General features: G+C 43.9%; 13 protein-coding genes. 8 read left to right on the forward strand and 5 right to left on the reverse strand.

The window, feature by feature from the left end; translation table 11 throughout:
- Positions 1 to 65 precede the first annotated feature (65 nt).
- Positions 66 to 761: a sulfite exporter TauE/SafE family protein gene (locus HRQ85_RS01600; protein WP_081229169.1), complete on the forward strand. Its 696-nt coding sequence runs from the start codon at positions 66 to 68 to the stop codon at positions 759 to 761.
- 12 nt (positions 762 to 773) lie between these two features.
- Positions 774 to 1526 carry an SDR family NAD(P)-dependent oxidoreductase gene (locus tag HRQ85_RS01605; protein ID WP_048610163.1) on the forward strand — a complete coding sequence of 251 codons (753 nt, stop codon included), beginning with the start codon at positions 774 to 776 and terminating at the stop codon, positions 1524 to 1526.
- A 314-nt stretch (positions 1527 to 1840) separates the two neighbouring features.
- Here the strand turns inward: HRQ85_RS01605 and HRQ85_RS01610 are convergent, their stop codons facing one another.
- Positions 1841 to 2470, reverse strand: coding sequence for a hypothetical protein (locus HRQ85_RS01610; RefSeq protein WP_172378490.1), 630 nt, complete (start codon positions 2468 to 2470; stop codon positions 1841 to 1843).
- A 333-nt stretch (positions 2471 to 2803) separates the two neighbouring features.
- A complete protein-coding gene (locus tag HRQ85_RS01615; RefSeq protein WP_172378491.1) occupies positions 2804 to 5236 on the reverse strand; it encodes a response regulator in 2433 nt (810 codons plus the stop codon).
- 88 nt (positions 5237 to 5324) lie between these two features.
- Here HRQ85_RS01615 and HRQ85_RS01620 point away from each other — a divergent pair, with 88 nt between their 5' ends.
- Entirely contained in the window at positions 5325 to 6083 is a 759-nt protein-coding gene (locus HRQ85_RS01620) for a substrate-binding periplasmic protein (RefSeq protein ID WP_172378492.1), read from the forward strand.
- A 181-nt stretch (positions 6084 to 6264) separates the two neighbouring features.
- On the opposite strand, the gene HRQ85_RS01625 is transcribed toward HRQ85_RS01620, so the two are convergent.
- Together HRQ85_RS01625 and HRQ85_RS01630 are read right to left on the reverse strand one after the other, a co-directional pair.
- On the reverse strand, positions 6265 to 6825 hold the full coding sequence (locus HRQ85_RS01625; protein ID WP_048614216.1) for an NADAR family protein: 561 nt from the start codon (positions 6823 to 6825) through the stop codon (positions 6265 to 6267).
- 189 nt (positions 6826 to 7014) lie between these two features.
- A complete protein-coding gene (locus tag HRQ85_RS01630) occupies positions 7015 to 7209 on the reverse strand; it encodes a hypothetical protein (protein WP_017061218.1) in 195 nt (64 codons plus the stop codon).
- A 362-nt stretch (positions 7210 to 7571) separates the two neighbouring features.
- Here HRQ85_RS01630 and HRQ85_RS01635 point away from each other — a divergent pair, with 362 nt between their 5' ends.
- Genes HRQ85_RS01635 through HRQ85_RS01645 form a run of 3 tightly spaced genes read left to right on the forward strand, consistent with a single transcriptional unit; the run spans position 7572 to position 9853 of the window.
- A complete protein-coding gene (locus HRQ85_RS01635; RefSeq protein ID WP_172378493.1) occupies positions 7572 to 8396 on the forward strand; it encodes an ABC transporter ATP-binding protein in 825 nt (274 codons plus the stop codon).
- A gap of 9 nt (positions 8397 to 8405) precedes the next feature.
- Positions 8406 to 9338, forward strand: a complete 933-nt coding sequence (locus HRQ85_RS01640; protein ID WP_172378494.1) for an ATP-binding cassette domain-containing protein — start codon at positions 8406 to 8408, stop codon at positions 9336 to 9338.
- Complete coding sequence (locus HRQ85_RS01645) at positions 9335 to 9853, forward strand: transcriptional regulator (RefSeq protein WP_172378495.1); 519 nt, start codon at positions 9335 to 9337, stop codon at positions 9851 to 9853. Before HRQ85_RS01640 ends, HRQ85_RS01645 begins: the two co-directional genes overlap by 4 nt.
- A gap of 380 nt (positions 9854 to 10233) precedes the next feature.
- On the opposite strand, the gene HRQ85_RS01650 is transcribed toward HRQ85_RS01645, so the two are convergent.
- On the reverse strand, positions 10234 to 12213 hold the full coding sequence (locus HRQ85_RS01650; protein WP_172378496.1) for a replication initiator protein RctB domain-containing protein: 1980 nt from the start codon (positions 12211 to 12213) through the stop codon (positions 10234 to 10236).
- Positions 12214 to 13474: 1261 nt separating this feature from the next.
- Between HRQ85_RS01650 and HRQ85_RS01655 the strand changes: the two genes are divergently transcribed.
- Entirely contained in the window at positions 13475 to 14692 is a 1218-nt protein-coding gene (locus HRQ85_RS01655) for a ParA family protein (RefSeq protein ID WP_017061213.1), read from the forward strand.
- 5 nt (positions 14693 to 14697) lie between these two features.
- Positions 14698 to 15672: a ParB/RepB/Spo0J family partition protein gene (locus tag HRQ85_RS01660; protein WP_172378497.1), complete on the forward strand. Its 975-nt coding sequence runs from the start codon at positions 14698 to 14700 to the stop codon at positions 15670 to 15672.
- Positions 15673 to 15742: the final 70 nt, after the last annotated feature.

A 15742-nucleotide genomic window follows, 5' to 3' on the forward strand; every position in this document is an offset into this window, starting at 1 on the left:
CGCTAATTAACGCAGCAGCAATATCAAAAGCAAAGAGGTGAGCAAGAGTGGAATTAGGATTAGCGATGACATTGATTCTGTTTGCAGGAGTAGTTCGAGGCTATTCAGGATTTGGGTTTGCGATTATCGCAGCGCTTTCCCTCAGCTTTATTGTTCCACCATTGCAAGCGGTAACCATCGCTATCTTGTTGGACTTTTTAAGTACCTTTCCTCTGCTCAAGCGAAGTAAAACCACCATCAATATCCGGCTTATTGCGCCGCTGTGTATTGGCATGTTGGTTGCGGTGCCTTTCTCGCTGTATTTCATTAGCACGATATCGGAATCAGGCTTGAAGGCCTTCATCGCGATGATGTCTTTGGTCGCTGGCACGCTGATTATTTTGGACTTACGCCTCACTTGGTTGCACCAACGACACGCGTTTTGGGCGGGAGCCATTTCGGGGTTTAGCATGACTACCGCTTCTTCAGGAGGTCCGCCATTAGTGACGTATTTGATGAACCTGACCATTAAAACCAGTGAACAGAGAGCCACCGCGATTGTGTTTTTTCTGCTGAGTTCAGCGATTTCACTGATCGGCTTCATATGGATTGGCGCATTTAACCAAGAATCGTTCATCACAGGTTTATGGCTATTACCGGCAGCTTTGATTGGCAATGTACTGGGGCAAAAACTGTATCTATCAGTACCGAACTTGTCTGCAAAAACAACGACCGCGCCGATTTTGATCGGCATGGCACTACTTATGTTAATTTCAAATTAGAAGGATGTATTTATGGATAAGATAGCGTTCATTACAGGGGCAACCTCTGGTTTCGGCAAAGCGGCAGCAAAACGTTTCGCAGAAGATAACTGGTCGTTAGTGCTGTCTGGTCGTCGAATCGAAAGGCTACTCGACCTAAAGGAAGAATTAACGGTGCCTGTGCATGTAATTCAACTCGACGTTCGAGACGCAGACGCCGTAAAACAAGCCATTGATTCATTACCCGCTGAATTTTCATCGATTACCGCATTGGTCAATAATGCAGGATTAGCCTTGGCACCAGAAGGCTCGCCTGATGTGGACTTGAAAGACTGGCACACAATGATCGACACCAATGTCACTGGCTTAGTCAATGTCACTCATGCATTGTTGCCAACGTTAATTAAGAATGGTGCAGGAAGCTCGATCATCAATGTTGGATCAATCGCCGGGCAATGGCCTTATCCAGGCAGCCATGTCTATGGCGCCAGCAAAGCGTTCGTAAAGCAGTTCAGTTACAACCTACGTTGCGACCTACAAGGCACTGGGGTACGAGTGACTGACCTTTCCCCTGGTATTGCAGAAACGGAATTTACTCTAGTAAGAACCAAAGGTAATCAGACGGCTTCAGACAATCTTTACCAAGGCACCACACCGTTGTCAGCAGAGGATATAGCCGAGCAGATGTTTTATATCGCAACCTTACCAGAGCACATCAACATTAACCGAGTCGAAGTGATGCCGACCCGACAAGCGTGGTCTGCGTTCGCAATCGATAGAGACTAAGTTCAAACCCACACAAACAAAAAAGGTGGTCTTTTCAGGCCACCTTTATCACTTACTTCACTTTTTTACTTAGATGTAATCAACCACATCAAAGGCTTGCCCTGACTCATCACTTGCGATGGCATGACGATACGCTTTGGTGAATGTATCTAGTACTGCATTGACCATGCTTACCGCAGTAAAACCCGGCGTTGAGAGGCTTGATTGATTTCATAGTCAGTGAATTTAAGCAGATATCCATTACCCAAAATAAAGCCGCATATTGATGCGGCTTGGTTGATCTTCGGCTGATATCCCTTTCAGAGAGCAACGGTTCAAGCATGACCATGAATGTACTTGAACTCTTGCTCTATCGCATGAAGCATATTAATGGCGTTCTCAGACGATGCATGGATGATCTCTGTCTTAGGTGCCGCGCCTGTTTGTTCTATTTTTATTTCATTTTCAGACAGTAGAGAAATAGTCGTACACTCAAACTCAAAACCATTGAGATTCACGTCCATAATGGCGCTCGCCCACTCAATGGCAACCACATCTTTGGTGGTGTATTGGTTGGTCAAAATACCGCAGCCTCCGTCTGGTTTCGGCAATACATGATCAACAATGCCATCGTAATCGTTGTCCCAAATCAGAATTTCTAACTCACTGTCACCATCACTCACCGCTGTGATTGGGTAGCCACTTTCATCCAGTGTGAGAAGCACTTGGGTATGAGGTTTTAATTCAGGTTCATGTTGGGTGTCTGGCTGGGCTATCGAGTCAAGATATTGGGAGAACGAATACTTGAGATAAGCCTGCACTTCTTCATTGTCATTGATGTTAATGCTGTTTGGCGCGTCTGTGTGAGCGGTATTGATTGATATTTCTGGCATGCCTGCCAAAAAGTCGTCGAATAGTTGCGTTGCTTTGTCTAACTCAGAGTGAGTTGCAATTACTTTACTCATGTTGATAGCCCTTTCAATTGATTAGGTTTTAATAAAAGCAAATAGCAGAAGTACAACAGATGATGAATATGGGGTGGGTGAACCCTTAATAGGTCGCAACTTTAGACTAGCAAAGCCTTGGAGAAGTTGTATGACAATGAAATGAAGCTTACACAAGGATTCGATAAAGTGAGTTCACGATCAATGTTTGGTGTTCTTGTCTGCCGATTAGAGGCTTTCTCTGGCGAACTGGTATTGAAGTCCAATCTCTTCAACACACATAAAAAAGACCTAAAACACGGATGTGCTTTAGGTCTCGATAAAAGATTAGGAACGATGAAGAATCACATAAAACTAAACGATTTTCTGCTCGTGTTCTTTGCTTGATTCGGTCTCTTTCGACAAGAAACTGGCAACGATCTCTCTCAGTTTCCCTTGATTAACAGGCTTAGGTAAAAACTCATCCATGCCTACATCGAAACACAAATGCTTGTCTCGCTGTACAACGTTGGCCGTCAGCGCAACGATTGGAATGTGCTTTGAAGACCCTTCTTCGAGCGCTCGGATCTGCTTGGTCGCTTCGAAACCATCAAGAACCGGCATCTGACAATCCATAAAAATCATCTCGTATTCGTTGGACTTGAATTTATCGACACCAATTTCACCGTTGCCGGCAATATCAACGTCAAAGCCAAGCTTCTTGAGCATCATCTTGGCAACTTGCTGGTTTACTCGCGAGTCTTCAACGACCAAAACCGTACCACTAAATTCTCCGGCAGCCGCGACAGGTTTTGACTCTGCTTGAACTGGAGCTTGTTTACCGGCTTGTGGGGCGTTTACAGAGACAGTGGGATCCTCTTTAACAACCGCCGCAGGTTTGATTAGCGGCACAGGCTCATTGTCTTTAAACGCAACCTCTCCTCTATTCGGATAAGTAAAGACTGAAGTATCAGCGGCTCTCGCGAGTACCTCACTGATGGTCCATTTTAGCTGATTATCTTGGTAAGGACGCGCAATGTAGGCAACAAAACCGACTTGTTTAGCACGAGCTTCATCTTGCTTTCTAGGGTCAGCAGAGATCATCACTAACTTGGGACACTCGCTACCAAAGCGTTCAACTAAGCTTCTCGCCAGTTGAAAGCCATCAACGGACGGCATTACTTTGTCTATCAGCACGAGATCATAAGGTGATGACTTAGCCACAGACTCTGAAACCAACTCTAACGCTTGGTTTGCCGTTTCACAGCACTCAGACTTAACGCCAAAGGATTGAAGCTGTGTAGACGTTATACGCATGTTCAGCTGGCTATCATCCACAAGCAGAACCGAAACCTGATTGAAATCGATATTGCTTTCATCGGCTTCTAAACACGGGTCAAAGTCAGCCGTAAAAAAGAATGTACTGCCCTTACCTTCAACACTGGTGAGTTCAAGCTTGCTGCCCATCAATGTCACGATCTTCTCGCATATTGTTAGACCAAGCCCTGTGCCTCCGTAAATACGTGTGGTACTGCCGTCGGCTTGTTGAAACTTATCGAACACCGATTTCTGTTTGTCTTCTGCAATACCGATACCGCTGTCGACAACCTCGAACTTCACTCTGAGTTTTTGCTCAGGCTCAACCACCTCTTCCAAACGAAGCGAGAGCGTGACGTGGCCGTGCTCGGTAAATTTAATCGCGTTGCCTACTAAGTTATTTAGGACTTGTCTTAGTTGAGTACCGTCGCCAATCACCATAGTTGGGATCTTAGGGTCGATCGCTAATTGGAATCGAAGCCCTTTCTGCTCCGCTTTCACTCGGAAGGTTGATTCAACGTCGGCCGCAATGCCCATCATTTTCATCGGCTCTTGCTGAAGCTCTAGTCGCCCCGCTTCTATCTTCGAGTAATCGAGAATGTCATTGATTAAGTCGAGCAAAGTAAGCGAAGAGGTGTTGAGCATGTTGATATACTCTTTTTGCTCTTTCGGCATATCCATTTCAGAGAGCAAAGACGACAACCCGATAATCCCATTCATTGGGGTACGGATTTCGTGACTCATATTGGCAAGGAATTCACTTTTATTCCGATTGGCCACCTCAGCAACATCTTTAGCTTTTTCCAACTCTTGATATTGTTGACGAATACGTTCTACCGATCGGTTATAGCTACTCTCTAGAGTTGATATCTCGTCTTTGTAAGTAGAGTGAGTTGGCGTTATAAAGCGCGGTTTGTTGTCTTCGACCTGTTGTTGGTTGATTTGGGAAGACATAGTCATCAAACGTTTTACGACAAGACGATAGACGATGGTTAAACATACCAGAGACAACAAGAAGATTTTAACGGCTTCGAAGGCGAGCAACAATAACACTCGTTCTTCAAAGTCATCTAGGATCATGCTCAAGTCAGATTGCACCGTGAGCGTCGCCAATGGGAAGTCTGTGCCGCCCATCTGGTGCACCATTTCCCAAGACTGAGAATAAGATTGGCCTTCGGTCTTTTGACCTAACTCTAGAATTTTTTCATCGGGACTTTCGATAAGAAGGTAACTGACCGAAGGGAGGCGAGAGATGCCTTCGGCTTGCACAAACAATTGCTCTCTATCTTCAACCCACAAACTAGACGTTAAACCAGACAGGTAGCCAGCCTTGACCTGCTCGATCTGAGAGCTGATAAAAGAAACTCGACTTTGGTACTCTACATACAATCCGAGACCTGTCACTATAACTGTGAATAAGGTACTGATCGCTATTATCATCCCGATCAACTGTCGGGAGAGTCCAACGTAGCGTTTTCCTTTTGTCACCATACACGAATTACCATTATTGTTATCCTAGCAAACTACAATTACTCAACTAGTATAATAGTAGTCATTCATCAAATAACTAGGGAAGGTTATGAAAAAACATCTTATCGTTGCATCCATAGTCAGTTTGTTTTCAAGCAGTTATGCTTTAGCAAGCGAACCTCTTCACTACTACATTATTGCGAGCCAAGCGCAACCTTTTCAAATCGAAACTGACGGGTCATCTCACAGAGGAATCGTTTCAGATATTGTGGAAGCCGTGTTTGATGACAGCCAATATGAGATCAACTACCACACCTACCCTTTTAATCGAATGATCGACAAGCTCGATGCGAGAGAGAACCCAAACTGGGTTACCTATGGCAGCCCTAGTTGGGGGAATATTCAATCTGCGAACCTATCTGAAGACCCGATTTACAATGTAAAACACGTATTACTCAGCAGCGGTAAAAAGCCATTTGAGTTTAATACAATCGATGATCTCGATGGGAAAGCCGTGGTATTGCTGAAAGGATTTGAGTACCCGAACTTGGAACCTTATATCCAACAGGGCAAGCTCAACGAGATTCGAGTAAAAGATTACACTGCTGCGTTTCGTGTCCTGAACCGAGCACCTGGCGACACCGTGTTTGTGGAAATGGAATCACGAATCAAATACAACCTAAACGAACAAAAACTGAGTATTGATGATTACCAGATGCAAGAGTTTGGTTCTGTAATCAATAACTACCCTATCCATTTGGCGTTTGACCCTGAGATGGATCCTAAGCTGCAAAGCTTCATCAACCAACGCCTAGACCAAATGAAAGACGATGGACAGCTTGACGACATCGTACAGAGTTACTTGTAGCACCAGCGTAAAGTAGAACTTAGCAACGGATAGCTTAGTCACGTACTTTAACTCTCGTTGATGCCTGACTCTCTAAAACCGAAAAGGCCGCCCTGCTTAATACTAGATAGCAGGGCGGCCTTTTAAATGCGTCTTAGGGGTAATCATAAGTATGCCCGCTCCCGCTATCTGAATCGACGAATCAGTGCGAAGCAATCAAATGCAGTTGCTGAGTACGAAGCTGGTGACGCACTGCCATCAGAATCTTACCCAAATGGTTCTCGCCGGTTCCATCGCCACCATCGCCCCAGAAGTGGTCTTTGTGCGAATGTTCTTTGATCACCGAATCTCCGGTATTGGTAAGAAACAGCGCAAACTGTGGATTCTGTCTGAACTTCTCCGTCACAATAAACTGCATCACTTCAACACGAATATCATACCAATCGTCGCGAACTTGGTCTTCGTAGTCACGACTTAAAGAGAACGCTTCAGCAGGTGTACTGGCTTCCAAAATGGTATTGCGTAGCGCTTCGGAGGCAAACTTCATCGCTTGATAATAATGTTCACTGGTTGCCCAAACTTGATCACCCACCTTGATAGGACAAGCGGCAAAATTTGACAGGTATCCGTTCGGATCTTCGGGTTCGTAAAACAGCACTTCTTTAGCTTGAGCCACAGAATTAGACATAGCCTTCTCCTTACCAACGACATCGCATATTTTTGCTTTAACTTTAAAATTAGTGGCGTTGAATATGACTGTCAAACAACTTAGTTCAAGAGTATGCCATGTGCGTGTTTTTCATCTAAAAAGCGTAATGTCAAAAGGGATAGGCTAAACGAAACAGTGAGCTAAAGAATCAAAAGGTTGATTCAACCTGGATAGGAACTATGAAAAAATACTTATAAATCAAAGGGTGGCGTTGTGCCACCCTTCTAAATGCAATGGGGATTATTAGTGAATAAGACCTAGCTCCCTCGCTTCTTCCAGACTCAAACCGCTTTCTCTAATTTCTCTTAGAGTCTCGATACGACGACGAGCTTCAGCAGACTTCATTTTCTTTTCTGGTTTGAAAGATACTTCTTCTTCAGCATCCCACTTGTTTGCAATATTTGTCATTTCATCATGGTTGATAGAATTAATGGACATGTTTTCCTCCGAAAAGCACCATGTAATGGACAAGTAATCTGTAGCAAATGCTTTTTCGCTTGTTAAGAAATTCTGTACTGAAGTGTGATGATTCCGACGCTTCACAAAGCTAATTAATAAATGCCTCATTTAAACTTTGCCAAAGCCATTTTCTGCAATTACATTTAAAAGATTCCCCATAAGAAATGTGGTTTGATCCAACTCTCATTTTCCCCGCTTTCAATGCTTCTCTTCTGCTGAAAATTCGTGAAATAACCCAAGATAAATTTCGAGGCACTTCATCCTTTTCGTGCTCGCCGCTTCCACTAAATCCAACATATGTTAATGATAATAGTTATCAATATCATAACTGAGTATTTATCATGTCTGTGGGAAATTCAGATAAACCACTTCTCGAAGTGAAGAATCTATGTGTCGACTACATCACCGATGACGGTGATTTCAATGCAGTCAAATCCGTTAGCTTTAACATAGGCCAAGGCGAGATTTTCGGCTTAGCCGGAGAATCCGGTTGTGGCAAAAGCACCATAGCATTTGCCATTAACCGCCTGCATAAGCCGCCAGCTTTCATCTCGGGAGGCCAGATACTGTTTGGTGGGCAAGATCTACTGAGCTTATCGGACAGCCATTTGAATACCTTGCGTTGGAGTGAGATCGCGATGGTGTTCCAAAGCGCCATGAATTCACTCAATCCAGTATTAACCATCGAAGAGCAGTTTGCTGATGTGCTGCGTCACCATAAAGGCATGACCAATGAACAGGCCAAAGATCGCGCCGAGAAACTGCTCGACCTTGTCAATATTCCACGTCATCGCCTAACAGAGTACCCGCATCAGTTCAGTGGAGGCATGCGTCAGCGTTTGGTGATTGCGATTGCTCTCGCCCTTAACCCAAAGTTGATCATCATGGACGAGCCAACCACAGCGCTGGATGTGGTTGTACAGCGCGAAATATTGCAGCAGATACACCAACTCAGAGAGGAGTTTGGTTTCTCGATACTCTTCATCACCCATGACCTCGCACTAATGAGCCAGCTGTGTGATCGCATTGCCATCATGCGCCACGGCAAGATAGTTGAGGTCAATAAAGCCCATGAGATTCGTAACAACCCACAACACTCCTACACCCAAAAGCTATGGAGTTCTTTCCCTAATATTCATGAACATGCTCACGCGACGGCGTGCTAGGAGAGCTCTATGTCACAACCTATTTTTCAAGTAAAAAACCTCGTTAAAGAATTCACTGTTGGTGGTGGATTTGGCAAAGAAGAGATCTTTAGAGCACTGCATGGTGTGAGTTTTGACTTACATGCAGGCAAAACATTGGCACTGGTTGGCGAATCTGGCTGCGGGAAAAGCACCTGCGCACGATTGATGACTAAGGTTTACCCTACGACAAAGGGAGAGATACTGTTCAAAGGCAGAGACATCTCTACGCTGAAAAGCCGTAAAGATATCTTGGATTATCGCAGCCGTGTTCAAATGGTTTTTCAAGACCCCTTTGGTTCACTCAATCCCACTCACACCATTGAGCACCATTTAACGCGCCCACTTAAGATCCATAAACAGGTAGCCACTAAACAGGCTCTCACAGAGCGCCTCAAAGAGTTATTAACGCTGGTGGAGTTACCCATCGAAACGCTCGCCAAATACCCGCACGAGCTCAGTGGAGGCCAAAGACAGAGGGTTAACCTAGCCAGAGCACTGGCCGTTGGCGCAGAGGTTATTCTTGCTGACGAACCCACCTCGATGTTGGACGTTTCGATTCGACTTGGCGTGTTGAACCTAATGCAAAAAATGAAGAAAGAGTTGGGGATTGGCTTTTTGTACATAACCCACGATCTTGCCACGGCGCATTACATCGCTGAAGAGACGGCGGTGATGTACAAAGGGCAGATCGTTGAATGGGGATCAACCCAGTCGATCTTAACCAATCCACAACACCCGTACACTAAGCTGTTGATCTCTGCCGTCCCTGATCCCGATCTGCCATTTGGCGAACTCGTTAAAAATGAGCCAAACTATTCAATAGACGCTGATCGTATTCGAGAGCAGAGCAGTGAAATACAGTATGAAATCAAACAAGTTGCTGATAATCACTTTGTAAAACAGTGGGATAACGTTGCATGAATGAACTAGACACTTGGTTAGAGCGGATCGGAGATTGGTACAAAGACCGAAAGCATGATCAAGTGGACCGGTTAGAACCTTTGATCTTAACGCCTCCAGATGCGCTCTGGGGGCCATTGATCACAGATGAGCAGAGTAAAGGCATCGCATGTTGGCTAGACGGATGCCTGAGAATCTTTACATTCTATCGCCACCTCGCGGATTCATCGAATCCGGAGTTGGCTTCGCGGGAGGCCAGCAGTTCAAGCCATCAAGAAAAGGCCTACCAATACCTGATGTTTGCCTACAGTAAGCTGCAAGCGGTATCATGCGACCCAAAATCAGAAGCAGGATTGCAAGAGTGGTGTACACAGCGGTTACAACACTTGTGTGTATTGGCTTTAGAGTTCACGAACCAACAGCAAGAACCACGTTGGAAAGCAGAATCAGAGAAATTGATCGAATCACATGTACGCTTTATGGCAACCCATCCCCGAAACGATGATCAAGGCAGCATTCAACGCCATCTCCACTGATCAAGCCCTTCTCGATCAAACATGAAATCAAAATCTCATCAGAGCTAGATCCGTAGAAAGCATGATCTAGCCTTGATCATGCTTCGGCATTTGATTCTTTAAGTTATTGAATTTTAATGATTGACTGAATTTAAGGCAAAAAAAAGCGAGTCCCTTAGGAACTCGCAAAAATCTATTCAGTATGATGTAACAAAATATGAGCCAATCTATTAATCATAAGAAAGGACAAAGGTTGTCTATTCGGGATAAATAATAATCAACTAGATGCGTTACTTTGTCATCAGTTTGTCAGCGTTAGGTGCGATTTTAATCAGCACCTAATGTGTTCAAAACTATCCATTCAGCGACGGTAAAACAGGCTTATCGCGATAGGATAATGACTAGTGGCCAATCGCCATTTCATCGAGCGCAAGGAACACGTTTTCATCTAAATGGCCTTCATGAACTTGTTTACACACTTTACGACGCACCGCTAAGCCAGAGATCAAACGTTCAATGGACAGATGTCGATTGCTGGTGCTATCTCGGTCGTTATATAGCTCAATCAAGCGACTCAGTGTTTCGTATGGGATAACGTCCTCCCCTACTCTCAACCAATCAAGCTTCTCAATGAGCTCTGAGCACTCTTCTTTGATTGAGGCATGTGAGTGCCCTGTCATAGCAGATAAAGCCGTTATGCTGCGTTCTAGAGCCTCTGTAGAGGTATATTTAGAGAGAGTAATCATGATCTCATCAGCGTTGATCTCAACAGAGTGTTTACGCTGCTTAACTCGACGTCCCAATTTGCCTCTTGGCGACGGTGCTTTACGTTGAATTGGCTCAAACTCACCGTCGATAATCTCAGACAGCTCTTCCAGTTTCTGCTTAGACACCATCTCGTTACGAAGTGGGTTCGGCAGCGTTGGTGCCATATTACGCTTACCCGCGTTAGTGGTACGCGCTCTTGAGTAACGTAAGACCTCTTCCACATTACATTTGATATCTACCTGGTAATCGGTCGTTTTCCCTTTTTCGATCAACGCGGTGATCGTCAAGTGATAACCCCAAAGATTAACCAGGAAGGTATCTTCTTGCTCCCCGACTTCACCCAGCTTTCTGAGCTCGCGGATCAGATCCATCGAGAAACGACGCCAATCGATGTTACGCGCCAATTTCTGGTTGAGTTCACTGAGCAACATGCTATCTGAATGGCGACGTGCCATGCGGCTTCTAAAGTAAGAATACATTTGGAAGACCAAGGTATGTTGCTTCAGGATTTCTGGCGGAAATAGGAAGAAATAGTCACGTGTCAGCAGCTCTTCGTAGAACGAAGGTTCCCAAACCAGGATGTATAGGTTCGGTTTAATGCGAATTTCGCCGTCAGAGCCCTCTGTAGGCGCTTCTTCCGATGCGGTAATGGTTCTAGCTAAGAATCGAAAACGATCACTCTTAAAGCCTTCTGGCATGTTCTCACTAAGCCAACGGCCTGTAAGCTCGTGCAGTTGGAAATCCGTGAATTCGATACGATCAATACTGTCGCGGATCGAATCACGAGCAGGGCCGCTGTCTTTCTTGCCACGTAAAGACAAAATATCAGTGATGTAGAGTGGTGTTTTGTTCGGCGTGTGTTTCGCGTCTAGATGGTAATCATCTTGGTGATGATCATGATATTGAACGGTGAGCGTGAATAACGCGAATAACGTCATCAGATCGTCAACGGTCATGATGTTTTTAGAAGATCTTGTCTCGATCACAGCTCGAGTGCCAGAGATCGAAACCATGGATTTCTGGTAGCTCTTACGAGTTCTAGGTGGCGCTAACGCTTGATCAATAATCCCCGCCCAATTGGTTGGCGAAACAATGAATTGATCCGCTTCGTCTTTCATCGTTGGTGGGGTATTCAGTCCATGTTCATTCAGTAAGCGCTTGTTTACTTTGGTTTGAGCTAGGGCTTTAGAGCGCTTTTGCTTTTCATTTTGCTTCACGCTTTCTGTCACTAAGCTGGTGGCACCCAGTACCGATATCAATTGGTTTGGGTTCACAAAGCGATGCAACATGGTTTTACCAGCAAGGCCTTCTTCAAAGCGAACGGGGATTTGTTTGAACAATCCGATATTGACTGCTGCTCTCAGCCTTTGCTGTAAGGCCGCGCGAGTGACTTGACCATCGGTTGATTCAATAATCTCAGTGGTGGAAACGTACCCGTCTTTGCTGCTAAACCCACGAAGTGAAATTAGGTTAAGAAGCTCAACTATGCTTTTGGTGACACCTTTGAAGTGTTGATATTGTTCTATCCATTCAACGGCTGTTTCAGATACCTCAAATAAATGACCATCTTTGTGGCTTCGTGCCTTAATTAACAATTTCTCTTCTGGTTTCATTTTTGATCTGTATCACACTAACCGTAATTTCACTATAGTTCCTGAATGATAAAGAAAGAATGATCATAAATAAAGAGAATTTATTGGCTTTTAAATAACTGATCTTTTTGATTAATATGATCTTAAATGATTAAGTGATCTAATGATCTGGACGTAACTTTGCTTTTAAGTAGCTGAATTTAAAGTATTAAAATAAATCGCCTTGGAAAGCATGATCATAAAGGTTCCGAAACTATGATCATTAAACTTAAGAAAGCATGATCACAGAACATCAGAACGATGATCATTAAGTCATTGTAAGCATGATCATTATTGGTTCGAAAGCATGATCATTATACTTATACAGCTTATCCACAGAACGGAATTCAACATCGGTTTCTAAGTCGCTTTTTACTTGTCTATGTGGACACTTGTGGCGGCCAATCTATCGGAACAATGATCAAGAGAGCATACTTTTTTATCGTTCCTACCCTATTGAGTGCAAAATTTAGTCTGTATCCGCTGGAAATGGATTGCTTTGATGTATTTAGCGCTGGTGGGTCTTAACTAGGAAGCATGATCATGAAATTGTCATGTTTGTGTATTCTCGGTCTGTGTCGATTGAATTTTCAATCATTGAGCCCTTATTGGCGTTGAATCCCCATTCCAAAAGCATTTGTCCGTAACTTAGCTCATAAATTACATGCTTCCGGAACGATGTTTACTTGATCATTTTTCCGGAAGTTGATCATTTCCAATGTGCAGTTGCTCGGATCAATATTGCTCAGTTTACGCCTTGATCATGCTTCATAATTTGGCGTTATTAATTATCTTACACTGGATGTGTTCCATGATCATTCTTCCGGTTGAACTCCAATCCTTTGTCGTTTTTTGACACCCCATCTTCTCTTCTGTTTTGAATCTTTTTGTTCATTGAGTGTTTTTTAATTTTTATTGGATTGAAAATCTATAAATTCGAATGCAAATCACACCAACCGTAATCTACGGTTGTATTTCAATCGTTCCGAAGATTTTTTGCTGAAATTCCATTTACATTGTAAATAAGTGATGCTGTAACATTTTAAATGTAAGCAAGAAATAACATGGTTATGCATGATAAAAGCGGTGATTTTTGTGTTTGTCTAAGGCGATGTTTCATCAAATTGTAAAAACGCGGTCTATTTTATGTGATTTCACTCATAAATGTATGTTCATGTTTTTGTTGTGTTTGTTGTTAATCGCTGTACAATTTGTACTTAGTTAATCATTACGGAAACTGGCAATGAAAAGAGAACAAACGATTGATAAGCTCTATCAGCTAGCCGAACAAACTCAACAAGTTCAGGCTGACCGAATTGAGATTATTTTGGAAGAGCGAAGTGATGAACATTTCCCTCCAATGTCTAAAGCTATGATGGAGACTCGTTCTGGTTTAACGCGTCGTAAACTCGATGAAGCGATCACTAAACTTGAAGCTGATGGTCATCAGTTTACAAAGAACAACGCCAATCATTACTCGATTTCATTGACAGAAGCTCACATGTTGATGGATGCGGCAGAAGTGCCAAAGTTCCATGAACGTAAGCAGCACGCTGACAATAAGCCATGGATTATCAACGTACAAAACCAGAAGGGTGGTACGGGTAAATCAATGACAGCGGTTCATTTAGCCGCTTGTTTGTCTCTGAACTTGGATAAGCGCTACCGTATCTGTCTGATTGACTTGGACCCACAGGGCTCTTTGCGTCTGTTCCTAAATCCACAAATTAGTGGGGCAGAGCACGACAGCATCTATTCTGCCGTCGATATCATGTTGGACAACGTGCCTGAAGGCCAAGATGTCGATCTAGAGTTTCTTCGTAAGAACGTACTATTGCCAACTCAGTATCCAAACCTGAAGACAATTTCTGCTTTCCCAGAAGATGCGATGTTTAACGCTGAAGCGTGGCAAAGCCTTTCACAAGATCAGTCACTTGATATTGTTCGTCTGTTAAAAGAGAAGCTTATCGACAAAATCGCCGATGATTTCGATGTGATTATGATTGATACCGGCCCGCACGTTGACCCTCTAGTATGGAATGCAATGTACGCGTCGAACGCACTTCTGATTCCATGTGCAGCTAAGCGTTTGGATTGGGCTTCAACGGTTAACTTCTTCCAGCACTTACCAACGGTTTACGAAATGTTCCCGGATGACTGGAAAGGGCTCGAATTTGTTCGTCTAATGCCAACCATGTTTGAAGACGACAACAAGAAGCAGGTGTCAGTTCTGACTGAAATGAACTACCTGTTGAATGACCAAGTAATGATGGCAACCATTCCAAGAAGCCGTGCTTTTGAAACCTGTGCCGACACTTACAGCACGGTTTTCGATCTAACGGTGAGCGACTTTGAGGGCGGTAAGAAAACTCTAGCTGTTGCTCAAGACGCAGTACAAAAAAGTGCTCTAGAATTAGAGCGCGTATTACATAGCAACTGGCCTTCACTTAATCAGGGATAACAACAATGGCAATTAAAACATCTGACTTAAATGCAAAGCTATTTGGTAAAGCAAACAAACGTCGCGTAGCAACACCACAAGAAGCGCAAACTGCGGCAAAAGAACAGGCTCAAGTGATCGAGCTTTCTGTTGCTGGCGAAGATCTGGTTTCATTTGAATTGGTTCGAATTCCTGCGGCTGAAGTGGCTACTCGAACGGTTGTTTTTGAAGAGAACGCTCGTGAGCAATCTTTCTTAAACGAGCACGCGCTTTCTGATGTTCTTACAACATTGAAAGAACGTGGTCAGCAATACCCAGCAGTTGGTCGTAAGAACGAAGACGGTAAGATTGAAGTTCTTGATGGTAGCCGTCGTCGTATGTCATGTATTTTGGCTGACAAAGAGTTCCTAATCTATGTTGCTGAAAACATTAACGGCGAACACGCTAAGTTCCTATCAGACGTAGCTAACGCTCATAAACCGCTTTCTCTTTACGAGAAGGGCAAAGAGATGCAAGCGAAGCTAGATAAAGGCGAAGCTGAAGACCAGAAAGCACTGGCGAAAATGTTCCAGTGCAGTGAAGCTTTGGTGAGTGGTGCATTGAAAGCAGCTGCTCTACCACTTGAATTGCTACAAGCTTACCCAAATGTGAGCGACCTTGGTCGTCCAACCATTGTTAAGCTACACAAGCAGTTTGGTGGATTGACGAGTGAACAGCAGCAAACACTGCTTACTAAGTGTAATGCTTCTGAAGGTTTCGTATGGCAGCGTAGCGAAGCTCAAGGTGTAACTCGTCTAACCAAAGACGTGACAGAAACTTTGGAAGGTTGGATTCTTGAATTGGCGCCAGCGCCAGCGAAGAAAGCTTCTCCAAAAGTTGAGCTTATTAAGGGGCGCGCATCATACAGCCGTAAGGGTTCAAACTTGGCGTTGAACCTTAAGAAAGTTGATGATGCAACAATGGAAGAAATCCTCGCCTTCGTTCAATCGAAGCTCGACTAAGTCGACGACTTTTCATTACTCCTCTAAAGCCGCTTTATGCGGCTTTTTATTTGGCTGTGATAAACTGTGT

This window comes from Vibrio sp. Vb339, from assembly GCF_902751245.1.
GTDB lineage: Bacteria > Pseudomonadota > Gammaproteobacteria > Enterobacterales > Vibrionaceae > Vibrio > Vibrio coralliirubri.

Coding starts and splice junctions, on each gene's coding strand:
- HRQ85_RS01600 (WP_081229169.1), top strand. CDS start 66: ATGACATTGATTCTGTTTGCAGGAGTAGTTCGAGGCTATTCAGGATTT.
- HRQ85_RS01605 (WP_048610163.1), top strand. CDS start 774: ATGGATAAGATAGCGTTCATTACAGGGGCAACCTCTGGTTTCGGCAAA.
- HRQ85_RS01610 (WP_172378490.1), bottom strand. CDS start 2,470: ATGAGTAAAGTAATTGCAACTCACTCTGAGTTAGACAAAGCAACGCAA.
- HRQ85_RS01615 (WP_172378491.1), bottom strand. CDS start 5,236: ATGGTGACAAAAGGAAAACGCTACGTTGGACTCTCCCGACAGTTGATC.
- HRQ85_RS01620 (WP_172378492.1), top strand. CDS start 5,325: ATGAAAAAACATCTTATCGTTGCATCCATAGTCAGTTTGTTTTCAAGC.
- HRQ85_RS01630 (WP_017061218.1), bottom strand. CDS start 7,209: ATGTCCATTAATTCTATCAACCATGATGAAATGACAAATATTGCAAAC.
- HRQ85_RS01635 (WP_172378493.1), top strand. CDS start 7,572: ATGTCTGTGGGAAATTCAGATAAACCACTTCTCGAAGTGAAGAATCTA.
- HRQ85_RS01640 (WP_172378494.1), top strand. CDS start 8,406: ATGTCACAACCTATTTTTCAAGTAAAAAACCTCGTTAAAGAATTCACT.
- HRQ85_RS01645 (WP_172378495.1), top strand. CDS start 9,335: ATGAATGAACTAGACACTTGGTTAGAGCGGATCGGAGATTGGTACAAA.
- HRQ85_RS01650 (WP_172378496.1), bottom strand. CDS start 12,213: ATGAAACCAGAAGAGAAATTGTTAATTAAGGCACGAAGCCACAAAGAT.
- HRQ85_RS01655 (WP_017061213.1), top strand. CDS start 13,475: ATGAAAAGAGAACAAACGATTGATAAGCTCTATCAGCTAGCCGAACAA.
- HRQ85_RS01660 (WP_172378497.1), top strand. CDS start 14,698: ATGGCAATTAAAACATCTGACTTAAATGCAAAGCTATTTGGTAAAGCA.